20 protein-coding genes are annotated in these 18,544 nt (G+C 66.3%); 11 read left to right on the forward strand and 9 right to left on the reverse strand.

From position 1 onward, the window contains the following. Positions 1 to 15 precede the first annotated feature (15 nt). Positions 16 to 414 (forward strand): helix-turn-helix transcriptional regulator, encoded by a 399-nt coding sequence (locus AC1RAD_RS11020; protein ID WP_492734796.1) that lies wholly within the window; start codon positions 16 to 18, stop codon positions 412 to 414. A 374-nt stretch (positions 415 to 788) separates the two neighbouring features. Here the strand turns inward: AC1RAD_RS11020 and AC1RAD_RS11025 are convergent, their stop codons facing one another. Together AC1RAD_RS11025 and AC1RAD_RS11030 are read right to left on the reverse strand one after the other, a co-directional pair. Beyond that, complete coding sequence (locus AC1RAD_RS11025; protein ID WP_492734797.1) at positions 789 to 1,409, reverse strand: RloB family protein; 621 nt, start codon at positions 1,407 to 1,409, stop codon at positions 789 to 791. Beyond that, positions 1,409 to 2,650 (reverse strand): AAA family ATPase, encoded by a 1,242-nt coding sequence (locus AC1RAD_RS11030; RefSeq protein ID WP_492734798.1) that lies wholly within the window; start codon positions 2,648 to 2,650, stop codon positions 1,409 to 1,411. The genes AC1RAD_RS11025 and AC1RAD_RS11030 overlap by 1 nt, the downstream gene beginning before the upstream one ends. Before the next feature lie 409 nt (positions 2,651 to 3,059). Between AC1RAD_RS11030 and AC1RAD_RS11035 the strand changes: the two genes are divergently transcribed. Continuing rightward, entirely contained in the window at positions 3,060 to 3,227 is a 168-nt protein-coding gene (locus AC1RAD_RS11035) for a helix-turn-helix transcriptional regulator (RefSeq protein WP_492734799.1), read from the forward strand. Positions 3,228 to 3,744: 517 nt separating this feature from the next. Next, the gene (locus AC1RAD_RS11040; RefSeq protein WP_492734800.1) at positions 3,745 to 4,032 is read left to right on the forward strand and encodes a hypothetical protein; all 288 of its coding nucleotides are present in this window, start codon (positions 3,745 to 3,747) and stop codon (positions 4,030 to 4,032) included. A gap of 23 nt (positions 4,033 to 4,055) precedes the next feature. On the opposite strand, the gene AC1RAD_RS11045 is transcribed toward AC1RAD_RS11040, so the two are convergent. Continuing rightward, the gene (locus AC1RAD_RS11045; RefSeq protein ID WP_492734801.1) at positions 4,056 to 4,403 is read right to left on the reverse strand and encodes a hypothetical protein; all 348 of its coding nucleotides are present in this window, start codon (positions 4,401 to 4,403) and stop codon (positions 4,056 to 4,058) included. 188 nt (positions 4,404 to 4,591) lie between these two features. On the opposite strand from AC1RAD_RS11045, the gene AC1RAD_RS11050 reads away from it, so the two are divergent. Continuing rightward, positions 4,592 to 6,193: an MORN repeat-containing protein gene (locus tag AC1RAD_RS11050; RefSeq protein WP_492734802.1), complete on the forward strand. Its 1,602-nt coding sequence runs from the start codon at positions 4,592 to 4,594 to the stop codon at positions 6,191 to 6,193. Positions 6,194 to 6,245: 52 nt separating this feature from the next. On the opposite strand, the gene AC1RAD_RS11055 is transcribed toward AC1RAD_RS11050, so the two are convergent. Next, the gene (locus AC1RAD_RS11055) at positions 6,246 to 6,785 is read right to left on the reverse strand and encodes a hypothetical protein (RefSeq protein ID WP_492734803.1); all 540 of its coding nucleotides are present in this window, start codon (positions 6,783 to 6,785) and stop codon (positions 6,246 to 6,248) included. 89 nt (positions 6,786 to 6,874) lie between these two features. Continuing rightward, positions 6,875 to 7,354 carry a hypothetical protein gene (locus AC1RAD_RS11060; protein WP_492734804.1) on the reverse strand — a complete coding sequence of 160 codons (480 nt, stop codon included), beginning with the start codon at positions 7,352 to 7,354 and terminating at the stop codon, positions 6,875 to 6,877. A 193-nt stretch (positions 7,355 to 7,547) separates the two neighbouring features. Here AC1RAD_RS11060 and AC1RAD_RS11065 point away from each other — a divergent pair, with 193 nt between their 5' ends. The 3 genes from AC1RAD_RS11065 (at position 7,548) to AC1RAD_RS11075 (ending at position 11,484) form a co-directional block, all read left to right on the forward strand. Next, complete coding sequence (locus tag AC1RAD_RS11065; RefSeq protein ID WP_492734805.1) at positions 7,548 to 7,949, forward strand: hypothetical protein; 402 nt, start codon at positions 7,548 to 7,550, stop codon at positions 7,947 to 7,949. 104 nt (positions 7,950 to 8,053) lie between these two features. Next, positions 8,054 to 10,066 carry a YadA family autotransporter adhesin gene (locus AC1RAD_RS11070; protein ID WP_492734806.1) on the forward strand — a complete coding sequence of 671 codons (2,013 nt, stop codon included), beginning with the start codon at positions 8,054 to 8,056 and terminating at the stop codon, positions 10,064 to 10,066. Between the two features lie 134 nt (positions 10,067 to 10,200). Beyond that, positions 10,201 to 11,484 carry an acyl-CoA dehydrogenase family protein gene (locus tag AC1RAD_RS11075; protein ID WP_492734807.1) on the forward strand — a complete coding sequence of 428 codons (1,284 nt, stop codon included), beginning with the start codon at positions 10,201 to 10,203 and terminating at the stop codon, positions 11,482 to 11,484. A gap of 37 nt (positions 11,485 to 11,521) precedes the next feature. On the opposite strand, the gene AC1RAD_RS11080 is transcribed toward AC1RAD_RS11075, so the two are convergent. After that, a complete protein-coding gene (locus AC1RAD_RS11080; RefSeq protein ID WP_070060970.1) occupies positions 11,522 to 11,836 on the reverse strand; it encodes a hypothetical protein in 315 nt (104 codons plus the stop codon). A 315-nt stretch (positions 11,837 to 12,151) separates the two neighbouring features. Next, entirely contained in the window at positions 12,152 to 12,979 is an 828-nt protein-coding gene (locus tag AC1RAD_RS11085) for a crotonase/enoyl-CoA hydratase family protein (protein WP_492734808.1), read from the reverse strand. A 104-nt stretch (positions 12,980 to 13,083) separates the two neighbouring features. Between AC1RAD_RS11085 and AC1RAD_RS11090 the strand changes: the two genes are divergently transcribed. Further along, entirely contained in the window at positions 13,084 to 14,961 is a 1,878-nt protein-coding gene (locus tag AC1RAD_RS11090; protein WP_492734809.1) for a PhoX family protein, read from the forward strand. A gap of 42 nt (positions 14,962 to 15,003) precedes the next feature. Further along, the gene (locus AC1RAD_RS11095) at positions 15,004 to 15,393 is read left to right on the forward strand and encodes a DUF488 domain-containing protein (protein WP_095947243.1); all 390 of its coding nucleotides are present in this window, start codon (positions 15,004 to 15,006) and stop codon (positions 15,391 to 15,393) included. 10 nt (positions 15,394 to 15,403) lie between these two features. On the opposite strand, the gene AC1RAD_RS11100 is transcribed toward AC1RAD_RS11095, so the two are convergent. Then, entirely contained in the window at positions 15,404 to 16,015 is a 612-nt protein-coding gene (locus AC1RAD_RS11100) for a glutathione S-transferase (RefSeq protein ID WP_492734810.1), read from the reverse strand. Positions 16,016 to 16,140: 125 nt separating this feature from the next. Here AC1RAD_RS11100 and AC1RAD_RS11105 point away from each other — a divergent pair, with 125 nt between their 5' ends. After that, positions 16,141 to 16,599, forward strand: a complete 459-nt coding sequence (locus AC1RAD_RS11105) for an Lrp/AsnC family transcriptional regulator (protein WP_062481605.1) — start codon at positions 16,141 to 16,143, stop codon at positions 16,597 to 16,599. A 3-nt stretch (positions 16,600 to 16,602) separates the two neighbouring features. Here AC1RAD_RS11105 and AC1RAD_RS11110 read toward each other — a convergent pair whose 3' ends face one another. After that, positions 16,603 to 17,505 carry an SDR family oxidoreductase gene (locus AC1RAD_RS11110; protein ID WP_095745627.1) on the reverse strand — a complete coding sequence of 301 codons (903 nt, stop codon included), beginning with the start codon at positions 17,503 to 17,505 and terminating at the stop codon, positions 16,603 to 16,605. Between the two features lie 164 nt (positions 17,506 to 17,669). Between AC1RAD_RS11110 and AC1RAD_RS11115 the strand changes: the two genes are divergently transcribed. Beyond that, positions 17,670 to 18,542, forward strand: a complete 873-nt coding sequence (locus AC1RAD_RS11115; RefSeq protein WP_492734811.1) for a CoA transferase — start codon at positions 17,670 to 17,672, stop codon at positions 18,540 to 18,542. Positions 18,543 to 18,544 lie beyond the last annotated feature (2 nt).

Raw genomic sequence — 18,544 nt, forward strand, 5'->3', positions numbered from 1 at the left:
CAGGGAGGTGCCAGCATGAAGCACCTGCTCCAAGAGCTGCGGCAATGCAACCATAGCGATCCCAACCACCGACGCACTGGCGCCGGAAAGTGGGTCACCGTGAATGTGCCTGCTGGATTGTGGGCAAAGATTCAAGCCGCCACCGAGCTGAATGAACCCAGTGAGCTTTCATCCTCGGCTCCGACGCAAAGGCCCCGTCGACCACCCGCCCAGGCCCTGCAGGCGGCTCTCATACCCGACGCACTCTTGCGCATCGATGTTGTTGAACATCTCACCGGCCTTGGCGAATCGACGATCCGTCGAAAGATGGCCACAGCCAACTTCCCGCAGCCCATCAAGAGCGGCGCTCGATGCACGCGCTGGCGCGCTGGTGACGTGACGACCTGGTTGCGGGAACAAGGAGTTGCAACGTAGGCTTCAACCGCTCTTTGCATAAGTGGCGCTGGAGGCAATTAGGCCCCCTCTGGCCGAACCGCATACGGCCTCGGCGGCGTCTCCAGCGCTGTGGCGCGCGAGGGCCGAGGTGCGCCGCCAGTACTGCCAGCTGCCCACCTGCCGCCCGACCGACTCGCAGCGCGGAACGATCCGCTGAGATGCGGCGGGAACCTCACCTACTCCACCAGCGCGATCGACGGCCGTACGACTGGCCGCAGCTCCAGCGCTGGCCGCCTGAATTGGAGCGGAATGGGCCACCGCGATTTCTTCAATCACTTGACCCCTCAGAATGCTTGAACACGGTCTTTTCGGTCGTGACCGCTCGCGAGCCCCCAAAACTCGCACGAATTCCTCTAAATCATAGAGGGTTTCTGAAGACCTTCAAAAACTTCCAGCAACTCGTGAATTCGAGTACTAGGATTCATCTCTTCTTCTTCGCAAGCAATTTTCAAAACTCTAGTGGCTCTGGCGCGCGCATCACCCAAATAGCCATAAAGATCATCAAAAAGCCCTTCAGCACGACCCTTCGCGTAACCCGCCAACGGCGGGTATTTTTTAATAGTTCGACATAAAACATCTCCAGCCGACAGCTCACCTTCTCGCATGACTGGCGATCTGTTTTCGTGAAAATGCAGAAGCAACCAAAATTCATAACAAGGGTAAGAGACGATCATCTCAATCCCATTATCTTTCGCCATTTTCAGAGCCTCGTCGAACCCCTTATGAGTATCTCTGTCTATAGCACAGTAAACAGTATCGAACTTCCTTTTGCGGGAAACAGCTTCTCGAACTATGCTCGTTGGATCAGTTTTTCCGCAGTGCGCAAGCTCTACCTCAGCAATAACGCGATAGTGACGCGCTGCCTCTCGCAGATATGTTCGCGATGATTTTTCATCCTCGCAAAGAACCAAAACTCTTGGTTGCTGCTTAAACCTCGCTGCTCGCCGTTCAAATGATTTTTTCGGGATAGGCATTACTGCACCTTAAGAATCGGCAATCCTCTGTAACGCCCCTCAAAGTATCTTTTCTCAATAGCTTCGCCCTCACGGCCAGCGAAGTCGTGAACTGAGTACAAGTTCGTGGCACCATCCGCGTCACGCTCAGTTATCCATATTTGATCACGACGAAGCATTTTTGCATCCATCAAGTGGGTGTCGTGTGTGGTGAAGATAAGCTGTGCATCGTCATCAGACGCCAAGTGCCGCGAGACCAATGCCTCAACAAGCTTGGGATGCAGACTGCTATCAAGCTCGTCAACTATCACAACCCGCCACCCAAAATCGGCTGTTTCCCGCATAAACCAAGGCAACCAAAATCCTATCAAATTTCTAGTCCCCTCCGATTGTTCTTCAAAAGAAAATTCTGCTTCGCCTAATGCAGTAAGGTGCGTAAGTGTCATTTTATGAGAAGAGTCTCGGACACTTTCTCTGGTCGATCTTTTGACATCGCTTGAGGGCTCGACGTGTTCAGTAACAATTTTTGAAATTGGCACATCAATGTCCCTCAAAAACTCAGCGAGCTGATCAGTATATGCAGAATTTCGAAATGAAAATCGTTGAAATATAGGAATCAGCCCCCTCATACCACTTAGCAATGAGACAACCTCATCTGTAAACCACGAGTACGGAGTTTTTAGCTGAACTAGCTTCTCGCTGCTATTTGCAACCGCTTGGGCGAGAAACAACACTCGAGGACCAGTTAACTTCTCCCAGGTACGAAAAAGCTCCTCCCCTCCCTCGAGCTTCTCTCCATAGGAATAAAAGTAATCTTCATCTTTATAAATTCGCTCATACATTAGCTCCTCCCTACCACGGGGAAAAGCGACCAAGCGTTCAAACAAAACTCGATCTTTTGTTGCCGACAGCTGAAATTGATAGCGCGTCCTTTTCACAATAAAGTGCAGATCGAAATGGCTGGGCGCATTTTTCGTTGCTGCATCGAATCTAAATCCGTCCACGGGAAGCGGCTCCGAGGCAGCCGTCGGTTGCCGTTCCGCAATCGTTTGCAGCGTACGAAATGCTTGCAACAGAGTGCTCTTTCCGGAGGCATTAGGTCCATAAATTACGGCCAACTTGAGAAGAGGAGGAAATTTCTCCCCCAACAAGTTCGCTTCCATTACGTGCATTCCCTTTTTTAACTTCGGGGCTGCAACCATAGAAAGGGTTTGTCGATCCCGAATGGACCGATAGTTTTCGACAGAGAGTTCGATGAGCATGTGCAGGATTTTCGCATCAACGGGCCAATCTCGCCCGTTTTCGTAGCGATCACGGACCGTTTCCTGCTGATTTTCAGCATCAAGATGGTGGCACCGCCCTTCGGGCGGCTACGAGGCTAGTCGAGATGCTGTCGTACGGGCGGTCGTCGCAGAAGCATCTCGCAGCAGAGCGTCGACATGAAGAACCTGCTCCAAGAGCTCCTGCCACGCAACCGCGGCGACCCGAAACGACGGCGGCCTAGTGCCGGAAGGTAGGTCACTGTGAACATGCCGGCCGAGCTGTGGGAAAAGATTCAAGCCGCCACCGCGGCTGACTAAACTCCGTGAATCTCGACTTCCGGCTCCGACGCAAAAGCACCGGGTACCACCCGCCCAGACCCGGCAGGCGGCTCTCATACCCGACGCACTCTTGCGCATCGACGTCGTTGAACATCCCACCGGCCTCGGCGGGTCGACGATTCGACGGAAGATGGCCGCAGCCAACTTCCCGCAGCCGATCAAGAACGGCGTGCGATGCACGCGCTGGCGCGCCGGCGACGTGACGACCTGGCTGCACGAACAAGGAGCTGCAGCGTAGGCGCCACCGTTCTTTGCAGCAACGGCGCACGAGCAATTGGGTTCCCCCAGGCCGGATCACATTCGGCCTTGGTGCTCTCCCGCAGCGCACCTACTCGCCCTGAAATCGCTTCGAAAGCAAGCACATTCAATGCGGGGGAACAGACGGGGGAACAATTCGAACGCCTACGTAGGGAATCAAGTACTGGTGCGGTCTGTAGCTCGTCCTTCAATCCCCTCCGGCTCCAACTTTTTTGCGCCGTTGCTCCGACGGAAGGACGACGCACAGAGCACGCATGCGCGAGCTACCGTCAAGTCGACGCGCTTGCTGCCCATGGATGCGACGGTAGGTTTAGCCCGCCCGTCGCCTGCTCACTCCCTCGCGGTACACCCCCTCCGATCTCTCCCAAGACTGCCCAGCCATCCTCCGAAAGGTGATCGCTGCCGTGCTACCGGTATCCGTTGACTCCCACAAATGCGGTATTTGGTTTGCAAAATTGCATGGATAGATTCGGGTCTTCCACCACGAGGAGACGTCGATGAATTACAAGAGCCCGCTATTGGCATTCGGCCTTTTTCTTTACGCCGCCCTTGCGAGCGCCAATGAAGCGCAGCGCGCATGCGGGGACTTCGACAGCGCCGTCATGACAACGCGCGCGCAATGCCAGCGCGAGCGAACACAGGACGACAGAGATTACTGCGCAGCCACCAGGCTCAAGCGCGCCCAAGACGCGCACGCCACGTGCCTTGTTCGATTCAACACCCGGGGAGCGGGGTCCGTTCAAGAAGCCAGGGAGCGCTCAAATCGTATCCGGCGGGAACCCTGAGGCGAAATAACGCTTGCAATTCATCATTGACAAAACAGGGCTTTATAGGAGTTCACATGATTCGATTTTCTCTCGCTATCTTGCTGGCATTCGTCTCCTCTCATGCACTCGCCAGCAATTGGACGACATCCATGGACAACAAAAGAAAATGTGAAACTGCCGCTCATGAGGCTGAGAAGAATCGCCGACCGATGGCGGCCAACCATTACAAGCAATGCGCCAAGGACTTTCAGACTGCTGCCCAATATTTTCGGGAGAATGACCAGGCGTACAACGGGAAAACGGCTTTTCAGCGTGGGCTTGACCAATACAACCGGGGGAACATGCAATAGCCAATATGCCTCGGTGCGCTGATCGAGAAGATCGGCCACCAGACTGAGTTCAGTGGCCCAATTTTTCTCTCCTCTCCTCAGGACCACCCTTGCCCGCCGTCGTGCGGGCTTTTTCTTGGCCAGCGCAGTCGCAGCCCACTGGTTTCCGTGGACTCCCACAAAAGAGGTATTTCGCTCGCAAATCGAGCGACTAGATTCGGCTGGTCTCAAATCGAGGGGATGACGCCATGACGATAAAGACCACCGCGCAAGAACCTAACGCCACCTCCCACCGCCGAGGTCGGGATGGCCTCTTGCACGCAATCCGGATCCCCACCCACTTCCTGTCGGTGCTCGTCCTCTCGGCCTGTGTACTGGCTGTTCCTGCGGACGCTCGGGCTCAAGTCAATCCCGAGATCGCCAACTGCGCCGAGCTCAAGGACGAGGCCACAGTCACCCAGGCCGATCTCTGCGCCGCGCATGTCGGCTGCCGCTTCGTGCTGAACGTGCAGAAGACCTGCGCACGCGCCAAGAGCTACCTGGAGCGGCTGCAGGCTGCCATTGGCGAAGGCACGCGCACGCTGCTGTTCGGCTATCGCAAGGAAGTCACACCCGATGCCATCTTCACGGCAGAGCTGAACAGCGAGGAGCGCAGCAACGAGCGTGCGCTGGGCGCCCGACCCGACGTCCAGCCCCGCGCACAGGACATCGGCAACCGCGTGCGCGATGCAGGCACCGGCGATACCCTGAGCGGCAATGGCAAGAACGGCACCACCTGGGTCTATTACGGCCAGACCCGGGACGGCCAGGAAGAAGGCGCCGGCACGACGATCTTTTCCAGCGGCGAGATCCAGCGCGGCCAGTACCGGCAAGGCGAGAGGCAGGGGGCATTCGACGTCCTGCACCCCACCGGCGACCGGTTCGTGGGCGAGTATGTGAACGGCAAGCGTGTCGGCGCGGGCGCGTACGGCTTCAAGAACGGCGCCACCCTGGTCGGCCGCTGGACCGACACAGGCGCCGTGCAGGGCACCTTCACGCGCGCCGACGGCTCACGCTTCGAAGGCCTGCGCGTGGACGGCAAGCCCGCGCAGGGCCGCGAGTACCGCGCCGACGGGTCGCTATCCGAGGAAGGCCGCTACGACAAGGGCGTGCTGTCGGTAGGCGCGCGCATCGACACCGAGGGCAACCGGATCGATGTCAACCTGCCGCGCGACCGCGAGGCCGCCGCACGCGCCGAAGCAGAAAAGAACCGGCTCGCGGCCGAAGCCGAACAGCAGCGCAAACGCGAGCAGGCGGCCCAGGCCGAACAGCAATTCCGAACCAGCCTGCAGACGATGAACCCAGGCCAGCTCTTCGCCCGCGCCGACGAGCTGAACGCCCAGGGCGACCGCGCCCGCGCGCGCGAAGTGCAGCGCACCTTGATGAGCCGCTTCCCCGACCATCCGCTGGCGGCCACGACGGCGCGGCAGATGACGGGTGAGTCGGGTGGCAGCACGGCCGCGGGCGGAGGTTCGTCGCCAGGGGGCACGGCCAACGCGGCCAGCCGCCCTGTCGGAACGCGCCTTTCCAGCCAGACCTGCGAAGCCATGAAGCAGTCGGTCATCGCGACGAAGGTCGCACCCAATGCCTCGATCACCGCCAGCCAGGAAACGGTGATGTTCATGACGAAGACGGTGCTGGACATGATCGCCGCCAACTGCCCCACCGAGCCCGGCGTGACACCCGCCCAGATCGCCGCGGAACGCCAGACGCGCCAGCAGCAATACGCTGCCGCCGAGAACGCCTGCAATGCCGTGCAATCCGGGGGGCGCCGGTGCGTTGCGCAGAATCATTTCGGCCCCGGCCGTTGACGCCTGCGAGCGCAGGCCTCACGGCCTCACGCGCAGCCGCTTTTCGCGGGCCTCAGCACCTTGCCCTGAACTGCTGATCCCGGGCCTCCTTGCGTTGCTCCGCAATCCAGGATTGCGTCGCGCCACTCTGCGGTTGCCGCGCCAAACGGTCGTAGTGGGCCACCCGCTCGTTGAAGTGCGCACAGCGCGACGTGTCGCCACTGGTGCCCGTCACGCCCGGTGACGTCGCACCGCGTTGTTGCGCGGCTTGTTGCTGGACCGCATAGCCCTGCCGGGTTTGCCGGTCGGCCATCTCCACCTGCTGCTCCCACGGCAATCCTGCCGGGACCGGCTCGATGCGCTCGACCAGCGCGCCCCGCTCGCGGCAGTGATTCGGCGACCAGAAACGCCCGCCACTGTTGCTCACGCAGAGAAACACCTGGGACGCACCGGCCGCCTCGAGGTTGCGCACCGGCGGCGACACGTCGACCACGCGGCCGCCGCTGCCGCCGCACGGCTCACCGCTGTACTGGTTGCCGCATCTATAGACCTGCTGGGCATGGGCCATGCCGCTGGCGATCAGGAGAAGGCTGGCGAGGAAGGTGAGGCGCATGGACGCGATGGTAGTAGCGATGCCTCGCAGTGCACAGGTCATCGACGCCAGCCGCGCCGATGCCCCGCACGAACCCGTCACGCCCCGGCCTAGGCGCCCGCTGGCCGCAACGCCTCCCGCGCACGGGCGGAGAGCGGCACGCTCTCGGGCAGCAGCGACAACGCCTGCGCCCCGCGCGCCGCCGTGCCCACATTGGCCACGCAAGTCCGCCGCGCGTCATGGAACTCGAAGATCAGGTTGAAGGTGCCATAGGCCTCGCGCACATCGACCTGGCGGATGTCCGCAAAGGGCCGCTCGCGCTGGCGCAGCACGCGGTACACCAGCTGCTCGCTTTCGATGCGCAAGACAGGGTTCAGGCTGTTGGTCGCCAGCGCCACCCACGGCAGTCCGCGCAGGCCGGTGAATGTGGCCACGACGGGCACCGCGCCGCCCTTGATCGCAAGGGGCGCAGCGCCCGCCCGGGGCGCCTTGGGCGTACGGAGCTTCTTCCAGAGCCAGTAGAGGAACCAGAATGACAGCCCTTGGAGGACGATCACTCCGACGGTCCCCAGGACGGTCATCCAATCCATCTGCACGTCGCCTTCCTCAGTGACACAAGCCCGGGCCCTCCCCCGGCAAGGCGCCATTAAAGCAGAGGGCTCCACGCGCCAGATGCGCGCCATCTGTCATTTGAATTCTGGATTCAATACTGTACATTTAAACAGTATTCTCAAGGAATCCACATGCCGAAGAACGCATCCCAGTCCAACGCGTGGGTGAACCATGACCCAAGCTGAACTCTTCTTCCCCCGGCCGGCAACGCCGCCCTCGCCCCTCTTCAACTTCCACGAGCCCTCTGCCGTTGCGGCCGCGCTCGAAGACACCGAGGACGAACCGCGTGACGCCTTTTCCGCCAAGCTGATCGATTACCCCCACTCGTCGGCCGACGCAGTCAGGGTCGCGGAGCAACGCTTCCGGCGCGAACTCGAAAAGCAGCTGGGCGCCGACGTGCTGCCGGCGATGCGCGCCTTCCAGAACGCCAGCGAATCGAGCGACACCGACCTCACCAAGCGTGAGATCGCGCTGGCCGCGCGCTGGGTCAAGGCCTACGACGCCGCGCGCACAGCAGGCTTTCGCGACCTGGGCGACACGGACGAGGCGTACTTCGAAGTCAAGGCGATCTAGCACCCCGGCGAGGGCTCGTACCAGTTTTCGGTGATGGCTCCTTCGAGGGCAAAAAGACACACTTCGACGCGTTTGTCTTGTTTGCTTTCACAGGGGAAGAGTCCATGCCGATCCACGTCCACATCCACGGTGTCCATGGACAACCGTCGCGCGTCAGCGCCCTTCGGCACTTGGCTGCCGTGGCCTTGCTAGCCGCAGGCAGCGTCCATGCGGCCGGCTTGACGCACGGCGATGCGGGCAGCGCAGGCACGAGCAGTTCGGCAGGAACAGGCGGCCTCGGCGGCGGCGCAGCCTCGGCCGCCTTCGACGGCGCGACAGCACTGGGTGCGGGCGGCAATGGCGGGTCCGCGACCTCTGGCGGAACCGGTGGCTCGGGTGGCACCGGTGCCAGCGCCACCGCCGGCGGCGCAACGGCCGTCGGCGGCGGAGGGACCGGCGGATCGAGCGAAGCAGGCGGCATAGGCGGCGCTGGAGGACGTGGTGCCGTGGCATCGGCGGGCGGGGCCATCGCACTCGGCGCGGGAGCCACAGGCAGCAACGGTTGTTGCGGCAACAACGGCCCATCGGGCGGCAGCGGCGCACAGGCATCGGGCAACGCCGCGGTCGCCATCGGCAGCGCTTTGGGCACCCAACAGGGCGCCCAGGCCTCCGGCAACGGCAGCACGGCCATCGGCGGCGCGAGCGACACAGCCTCGGGCGCCGCAGCACTGGCCGCGGGCGGCGTGGCGATCGGCTCGGGCAGCCGGGTCGCGAACGGTGCGAACGGCGGCGTGGCCATCGGCGCGAACTCGGTCGCCACATCGGCCAACACCGTGTCTTTCGGCAGCGCGGGACAGACGCGCGGCCTGGTCAACGTGAGCGCCGGCGCGGTGAACGCCACCAGCACCGATGCCGTCAACGGCGGCCAGCTGTACACCGTGCGGCAGGCCGCGGACACCGCACAGGCCGCGGCCTCCGCGGCCAATGGCACGGCCGTCCTCGCCAGGGACGCCGCGCAAACCGCGCAGGCGGGCGTCGCCACCGCGCAGGCCGCAGCGGCGGCCGCCCAGGGCACGGCCAACACCGCGACCACAGCCGCAGCCACGGCCCAGGGCACCGCCAACACGGCCCTCGGTGCGGCGCAGGGCGCGCAAGCCAGCGCCACGGATGCCAAGGCCACCGCCGTCGCCGCGCAAGGCACTGCCAACACGGCGCTGGGCGTGGCGAACAACTCCGTGCAATACGGCGCGGGCGGTGCCCAGGTCGCGCTGAACGCCAACGGCGGCGCCGGCACCACGTTGAGCAACGTGCGCGCGGGCGTCGCCGCCACCGATGCCGCCAACGTCGGCCAGCTGCAGCAGGTGCAGCAAGGCGCGCTGACCACCGCCAACACCTTCACGATGCAGCAGATCGCCGCCTTGCAGGGCGTCATGAACCAGGCGCTGTCCAATGGCCTGTGCAGCTTCAGCGGCGGCAACGTGACCTGCGGCACCGGCACCCAGGCCACCGGCACGGGCGCCACGGCGCTGGGCACCAATGCCACCGCCAACGGTGACAACACCACGGCGATCGGCAACGGGGCGCAGGCGCGCTTCGTGGGCTCGGTGGCGATCGGTGCGGGCGCGAAGGCGCTGGCCGATCCGACGACCGCCGTCGGCAACGACGCCATCGCCACCGGCAACAACGCGGTGGCGCTGGGCGCCAACACGCTGGCCGCGGGATCGAACTCGGTCGCCCTCGGTCAGGGCTCGGTGGCCACGCGCGACAACTCGGTGTCGGTGGGCAACGCCGCCACCGGCCAGACGCGCAGCATCGCCAACGTGGCACCCGGCGTGCTGCCCACCGACGCGGTCAACCTGCAGCAGGCCCAGCAGCTGACGGCGGCCGCGGTGTCCGAAGCGCGCAGCTTCGCGGCCAAGGGCGTGGCCGCGGCGATGGCGATGGGCGACGCGCCGATGCCGTCCGCACCGGGCAAGACCAGCTGGGCCGCGCAGCTGGCGAACTACAAGGGCCACTCCGCGATGGGTGCCAGCGTCGTGCACCGCCTCGCGACGGACATGCCGCTGGCGCTCTCCGCCGGGGTCAGCGGCGCGAGCGGATCGGTGGGCGTGCGCGTGGGGCTGAAGGGCGAGTTCTGACGCAACGGCGCCGCCCACCCGCCGCGCATAAGAAAACACGAAAAGCGTATTTCCCAGCGACGGCATGGCGCGGGCACAGTCCCACGCCTGTATCGCTCTTTTTCCGGCGCGCCCTCGGGGCCGCCCGGCTCTCCATGGCATCCATCCACGACACGCCGACGCGCCCCGCCGCGCCCACGGCCTTCGCCCGCCCTTCCACGCTCGCACCCTCTTCCCAGCAACTCGCCGAGCGCTTCCGCCCCGTCTTCGCGCGCATCGCCGAGCACGCGGCGCAGCGCGAGAACGACCGCGAACTGGCCTACGCGCCGGTGGCCTGGCTCAAGGCCGCCCGCTTCGGCGCACTGCGCGTGCCGCTCGCGCACGGCGGCCTGGGCGCTTCGGTCGAGCAGCTGTACGACCTGCTGATCGAACTCGGCGAGGCCGACTCCAACCTGCCACAGATCCTTCGCGCGCACTTCGGCTTCATCGAACGCCTGTTCGCCGAGATCGATCCTGCGCTGCACGGCCCCTGGATGCGCCTGGCGGCCGACGGCGTGATCTTCGGCAACGCCACCACCGAGCTCGGCGAAGGCGCGCTCGGCGCGCTGCAGACCACGCTCACGCGCGACGCGCAGAGCGCCGACACGTGGCGCCTCGACGGCGACAAGTTCTACAGCACCGGCACGCTCTACGCCGACTGGATCTCGGTCGCGGCCCAGCGCCTGAACGACGACGGCAGCAGCGACCGCGTGATCGCGCTCGTGCCGGCGGAGGCCGTGGGCGTCGAGCGTGTCGACGACTGGCGCGGCTTCGGCCAGCGCCTGAGTGCCTCGGGCACGACGCGCTTTCGCCAGGTGCGCGTGAAGCCCGAGCACGTGCTGCTGTACGTGCGCGACCAGCCCACGCCGCTCACCGCGCATTTCCAGCTCACGCACCTGGCGACGCTGGCGGGCATCGCACGCGCCATCGTGCGCGATGCCGTGGCCTTCGTGCAGCCGCGCAAGCGCGTCTACAGCCACGGCAGCGGCGCCACGCCGCGCGAAGACCCGCTAGTGCAGCAGGTGATCGGCCAGCTCGCGAGCACGGCCTTCGTGGCCGCGTCGACGGTGCAGGCGGTGGCGCGCGGCCTGGGCGAGGTCGACCGCCACCTGCAGCGCGGCGAGGCCGTGCCCGAGCAGTTGCTGTTCGAGGTGGAGCTGAACACCGCCAAGGCGCAGGCCGGCATCGTCGATGCGGTGCTGCAGGCGGGCACGCGGCTGTTCGACATCGGCGGCGCCTCGGCGCTGCAGGAAGACCGGCGGCTCGACCGGCACTGGCGCAATGCGCGCACGCTGGCGTCGCACAACCCGACGATCTACAAGGGGCGCGTGGTGGGCGACCACCTGCTCAACGGTGCACGGCCGACCTTCTACTGGGCGGTCGGCGCCATCGCGAGCTGAGACGGAAAGAAAGAAGGAAGAAGCCGCGAGGCGGTGTTCAGACCCGCGGCAGCGCCGCGAGAAAGGTCGACACCACGATGGCAGCCGCGCGATCGAGCTGCAGGATGTCGGCGACGTCGAAGGCATTCGGCGCCGTGTGGCCGCTGGTGCCGAGCGGCTTGCGGATTTCGACCAGCACTTCGGCGGCGAGTTCGCGATCGCTGCGCGGACGGCCGTCGGGGTGCATCACCCACTCGTCGACCTGCTCGATGGGGATGCTGCGAAACACCCCCACGATCGGGACGTACTTGTAGCGGTCCTCGCCCACGAGGATGGGCACGCTGAGATTGCAAAAAAACGTATTCGTCGACATGCGGAACGCCGTCGCTAGCCAAAGCAAAAGTTGATTAATTGTTTTCGAGTGTGACTCCGATAGTCATTTTCCCGACCGAGGGCATACGGCAAGACGTGACCTTCTGCACACAAAGTGCGGTCAATTCCGCCGAATTACTCGGGAAAACAACTACTTAATTCTTACACAAAGACACGGATGGCGCGCTTTGTGTACGATTTTTGGCATACGAAATGTTGCGAGCGCCGCTTCGACCGGCCGAAACAGGCGCGCAAACAGCTGCGCCTCGCGGTGTCCGCACCGCGAGGAACGCAAGAAAAAACGAGAAGAAGAAACTCAGGCCGGCGCGCTGAACTGCGGCGCCCGCCGTTCGATGTTGGCCTTCACGGCCTCGCGCTGGTTGGGGCTGCCGATCAGCGCCTGCTGCTCGACCGACTCGGCGATCAGCAGCTCGGCGGCGCTGTGCGCGAGCGACGCGTTCAGCAGCCGCTTGCCGGCGCGGATCGCGTCGGGGCTCTTGGCGGCGATCTCGTGCGCCATCTGCAGCGCCTCGGCCAGCGGGTCGGCGGCCACGCGCGTGGCCAGGCCCAGGCGCACGGCCTCTTCGCCCGAGAAGATGCGGCCGGTGAAGGTGAGTTCGCGCACGACGTCGGTGCGCGCCAGTTCGCGCATCAGCACCATGCCGGCCATGTCGGGCACGAGGCCCCACTTGATCTCCATCACCGACAGCTTGGTGTCGGCGGCCACGAGCCGGATGTCGGCGCCCAGCGCCACCTGCAGCCCGCCGCCGAAGGCCACGCCGTGCACGGCCGCGATGACCGGCACCGGCACTTCGCGCCACACCATCGCCACCTGCTGCGCGGCATTCGAGAGGCCGTGCGTGCGCGCGACCAGGTCGGTGCCGCCGGCCGAGGCGCCCAGCACGTCGCTGGCGGCGCCCTGCCCCATGCGTTCGAACGACGCCATGTCGAGCCCCGCGCAGAAGGCCTTGCCGCGGCCCGCGATGACCACGGCGCGCACGCTCTTGTCGCCCCGCAGCGCTTCGCCGGCCTGGACCAGCGCGTCGAACATCGCGGGGTCGAGCGCGTTCATCTTGTCGGCGCGCGCCAGCTGCAGTTCCACCACGCCGTCGGCGTGGCGGGTCCATTCGATACGGTCGCTCATTGCATGTCTCCTGTCGGTGTCCGGGTATCGGTCCAGTATCGCGCGACCGGGCCGCTGGGCGATGATGCGCACTGTCGCCGACCCAACACCTCCGCCGCCTCGCCATGCCCCTGGACCGCCGTCACTTTCTCCTGCAATCGGGCGCCACCGCCGCCGTCGTCGCGCTGTTCGGCCAGGGCTGCGCGCGCTCGCAGCTGCCGCCCTCCACGAGCGCGACGGGCCCGTCGGGCTTCTTCACCAGCGTGCCCATTTCGCAACGCGATGCGGTGGTGGTGCCGCCGGAGTACGAGTGGCAGATGCTCTACCCCTGGGGCGCGCCGACGGGCGTTGCGGGCCGCATGCCGGCCTTCGCGCCCGATGCCGGCAACAGCGCCGAGGAGCAGGCCCTGCAGGCCGGCATGCACCACGACGGCATGCACTTCTTCGCGCTCGATGCGCGCGGCGAACGCGGCCTGCTCGTGATGAACCACGAGTACACCGACGAGCAGCTGCTGCACACCGACGGCGTGAAGGCCTGGAACGCCGACAAGGTTCGCAAGTCGCTGCATGCGATGGGCGTGTCGGTCATCGAGGTCCGCCGCACACCCGAGGGCTGGCGCCAGGTGCTGCCCTCGCCCTACGCGCGCCGCGTGCACGGCCGCACGCCGATGCGCATCGCCGGCCCCGCCGCGGGCACGCCATTGATGCGCACCGCCGCCGACCCGGCGGGCACCACCGTCTTCGGCACCTTCGCCAACTGCGCGATGGGCGTCACGCCCTGGGGCACCTACCTGACCTGCGAGGAAAACTTCCACGGCTATTTCGGTGGCCCGAAAGAGGCTGCGAACCACGCGACGCCCGCGCAGCGCCGCTACGGCACCGTGCCGGGCGCGCAATGGGTCGAGTACTGGCGCTTCGACGAACGTTTCGACCTGAGTCGCCACCCGAACGAGCCGCACCGCTTCGGTTGGGTGGTCGAGATCGATCCCTTCGACCCCGAGTCGGTGCCCGTCAAGCGCACCGCGCTCGGCCGCAAGCGCCAGGAAAGCGCGACCTGCACCGTGGCCAAGGACGGCCGCGTGGTGGTCTACATGGGCGACGACGCGCGCTTCGAATACATCTACAAGTTCGTCAGCCGCGACCCCGTGCGCCCCGGCACCGATGCCGCCGCGCGCGCCGCCAACCGGCACTTGCTCGACGAAGGCACGCTGCACGTCGCGCGCTTCGACGCCGACGGGCGCGGGCGCTGGCTGGAGCTCGTGCACGGGCGCCACGGCATCGACGCCGCCAGCGGCTTCGCCGATCAGGCCGAGGTGCTGATCCACGCGCGGCTGGCGGGTGACATCGTCGGCGGCACGAAGATGGACCGCCCTGAATGGATCGCCGTGCATCCGCACAGCGGCGAGGTGTACGTCACGCTCACCAACAACTCGCAGCGCGGCGACCTCGGCAAGCCCGGCGCCGACGCCGCCAACCCGCGCGCGCCCAACTTCTTCGGCGGCATCCTGCGCTGGCGCGAGGACGGCGGCGACGCGGCGAATACAGCCTTCGCCTGGGACCACTACGCGCTCGCAGGCGACCCCACGCAGCCCGGCGCCGGCACGCGCTACCCCGGCGACAGCGCCGACGCATTCGGCTGCCCCGACGGCCTGCACTTCGACAGCGGCGGGCTGCTGTGGATCCAGACCGACATGAGCGGGCAGTCCATGGGCAAGCCGCCCTACGCCGCGCTCGGCAACAACCAGATGCTGTGCGCCGACCCGGCCACGGGCCGCATCCAGCGCTTCCTCACGGGGCCCAACGGCTGCGAGATCACGGGCTGCGTGGTCACGCCCGACCGGCGCACGCTGTTCGTCAACATCCAGCACCCGGGCGAGTCGCGCGATGACGGCGACGCGAAGCACAACAGCGCCTGGCCCGACGGCACGCAGCCCGGCAGCGCGCGACCGCGCTCGGCCACGCTGGCGATCCGCCGGCGCGACGGCGGTATCGTCGGCACCTGACCGTCGAACACATCACAACAATAGCCCCAGGAGATCCCCGTCATGAGCATCCGCATCGTCCGCCTAGGCACCCCGCGCGCACCCGGCGAGGGCCTGCGCATCGGCACCGTGCGCCGTCCGCCTCGCGGCGTGCCGAAGACCGAGTTCGCCTCGCAGAACTGGTACGACGTGTGGTACCCCAACCTCGCGCCATCGGCCGAGACGATGAAGCTGGGGCAAGAGGCCGAGACGCCGGCGCAATGGAACGCCTTCATGCGCAAGTACAAGGCCGAGATGGCCGAGGCCGACGCGAGCCGCAGCCTCGACCTGCTCGCGGCGCTCTCGCACACCGCCGCACTGGCGGTCGGCTGCTACTGCGAGGACGAGTCGCGCTGCCACCGCTCGCTGCTGCGCGGCCTGCTGGCCGAGCGCGGCGCGGACATCGCGGCCTGAGCGCGGTCGCTCAGGCCAGCGGCGCGCCGACGAACACCGGCAGCTGCTCGGCCTGCGTCGTGTACGCGGCGAGCAGCGGAAAGTCCGACGGGCGCACCGCGTCGGGCAGGATGAACTGCGTGAAGGTCCAGGCCACCGCCGCCGAAATGCCGCCCTGCGTGATCGTTTTTTCTGCGGGTGCCGCCAGCGGTGCAGCCGCCAGTTCGCGCTCCACCTCGGCATAGGCCGTATTCAGCTGGCCCTGCACGCGATCGACCCACGGCTGGTGCTGCTTTTCGCTGGGCCGCAGGTTGCGCTCATAGACGATCTGTACCGTCTTCTCGCAGGCTGCGAGCGCGAGCCCCGTGAGGCGCAGGTCGCGCAACCGATCGGCCGGATCGGCAGGCCACAGGCTGCGGCCGGTGACCGCTTGTGCGTGGTCGATGATGAGCGTCGAATCCATCAGCACCGTGCCGTCGTCGCACACCAGCGTCGGGGCCTTGACCACCGGGTTGATCGCGCGGAACTGCTCGAAGGTGCTGAAGACCGAGATCGAGCGGTGCTCGAAACCGAGGCCGAGCAGGCGCAGCGAGATCGCGGCGCGGCGAACGAAGGGCGAGTCGAGCATGCCGACGAGTTGCATGGGGTCTCCTGGAAAAAGATGACCGCCACCATAGCGCCCGCGCCGCGCGCGCAGAAGGGCAACCCATCGAAAATCGGCGCCGCCCGCCGATCGATCATCGGTCTCCTCTTCCTTCGCCGCACACCATGACCCTCGACAAGAAAGACCGCCTCATCCTCGAAGCCCTGCAGACCGACGCGCGCCAGAGCCTGGCCGCGATCGGCAAGCGCATCGGCCTGTCGCAGCCGGCGATGAGCGAGCGCGTGCGCAAGCTCGAGCACGCAGGCGTGATCGAAGGCTACGGCGCACGCGTGAACCTGCGTGCGCTGGGCGTGGGGCTGGAGGCCATCATCCGCATCGACACCACGCACGCGGCCATTGCGCGCTACCTCGCGCTCTTCGAGGCCATGCCCGAGGTGCTCGCGGTGGACCGCGTGACCGGTGCCGACTGCTTCTTCGTGCGCTGCGCCATCGCCGAGCCGACCGACCTGGAGCGCGTGGTGGACGCGCTCGCGGTCGATGGTTCGGTGACCACCTCGCTCGTGCTGTCGAGCCCCGTGCGCAAGCAGGTCACCGTGGGTGCGGCAAAGGCGCCGCGCAAGTAAGCGTCAGCGCTGCGCCTTGTCCTTCTGGTTCTGCGCCTCGATGCGTTCGCGCGCGGCCAGCCAGTCGGCGTCGCTCCACTCGCGCAGCTCGTAGAAGTTGCCGCCGGTGGCCAGCGCATTGCCGCCGTCCATCATGATGCTCTGGCCCGTGAGCCAGTCGCACTGGCCCGGCGCCATCAGGAAGGACGCGAGGTTCTGCAGCTCGCTCATGCGGCCCACGCGCGCCATCGGGTTGGTCTTGATGCTGCGCGCGCCGGGTTCCTCGCCGGGGTTCAGGCGCTTGCTCATGCCTTCGGTCGGGATCTCGCCGGGGCCCACCGCGTTCAGGCGGATGCCGTGGCGCGCCCACTCCACCGCGAGCGACTTGGTCATGACCTCGATGCCGGCCTTGCTCATGGCCGAGGGCACGACGTACGGGCTGCCGTTGTCGACCCAGGTGACGATGATGCTCATCACGCTGCGAAAGGCATCGCCCGGCTTCCACGCGCCCGACTTGGCCTGCGCCACCCAGCGCTTGCCCACCGCCTGCGTCACGTAGAAGCTGCCGTGGAACACGATGTTGGCCACGGCGTCGAAGGCGCGCGGCGAGAGGCTCTCGGTCGGCGAGACGAAGTTGCCCGCCGCGTTGTTGACGAGGCCGGTGAGCCCGCCGCTCTGGAACAGGCTCTCGACCATGTCGTCGACCTGCTGCGCGATGCGGATGTCGACGCCGAAGGCATCGATGCGCCGATCGGGAAACTGCTGGCGCCAGGCGGCGGCGGTTTCTTCGCAGACCGCCTGGCGCCGGCCGCAGATGGCGACGTCGGCGCCCAGGCTCAGGAAACGCTCGGCCATGGCACGGCCGAGGCCGGTGCCGCCGCCGGTGACGAGGATGCGCTGGCCGCGCATCAGGGATGCTTCGAACATGAGGGGTCTCCTTGGCGTTGCGGCAGCGGCAGGAGCGCGTGCTGCCATCGGCCGCATGCTACGACTGCCAGGGCGCCATGGCTTGCGGAATCTGGCTCTGCCGGCGGGTGAAAATGGCCGCGCCCCCTTCCCTTTCACCCCTGGACCTTCCGGACACACGACCCATGCCCCGTTCCTCCGATGCTTCCTTCCTGCCGCTCGACGGCGTGCGCGTGCTGAGCCTGGCGCTCAACCTGCCGGGCCCCGCCGCGCTGCTGCGCTGCCGCACGATGGGCGCGGCCTGCCTCAAGCTGGAGCCGCCCGGCGGCGATCCGATGGGGCTGTACAACCGGCCCGCGTACACGGCGCTGCACGAGGGCGTCGAGGTCCGCGCGGTCGACCTGAAGACCGAGGCCGGCCAGGCGCAGCTGCATGCCGAGCTGGCCCGCACCGACGTGCTGCTGACCTCGTTCCGCCCCTCGGCGCTGCAGAAGCTGAAGCTCGACTGGGCCTCGCTGCAGGCGCGGCATCCGGCGCTGTCGCAGGTCGCCATCGTCGGCGCGCCGGGCGAACGCGCCGAGGAGCCGGGCCACGACCTGACCTACCTCGCCGAGAGCGGCCTCGTCACCGGCACGGCGCTGCCGCCCACGCTGTACGCCGACATGGGCGGCGCGCTGCTCGCGAGCGAGGCGGTGCTGAAGGCCGTGCTGCAGCAGACGCGCCAGCGCGGCGGCGTGTACCTCGAAGTGGCGCTGAACGCGTCGGCCGACTGGCTCGCCCTGCCCCGCACCTGGGGCCTAACGAAGCCCGAAGGTGCGGTGGGCGGCGCGCACGCAGGCTACCGGGTCTACCCGTGCGCCGACGGCCGCGTGGCGGTGGCGGCGCTGGAGCCGCATTTCGCGGCGCGCCTGTGCGACGTGTCCGGCGTGGCACCGCCGGACATGATGGCGCCGGCCACGCACGCGGCGCTGGCCGCCTGGCTCGCGACGCGCACGCGCGCCGAGCTGGAAGCCATGGGTCGTGAGCGCGACGTGCCGCTGCTCACGCTGGCCGACTGAGG

The sequence above is a fragment of the Variovorax sp. GW823-FHT04B03 genome (assembly GCF_058796495.1).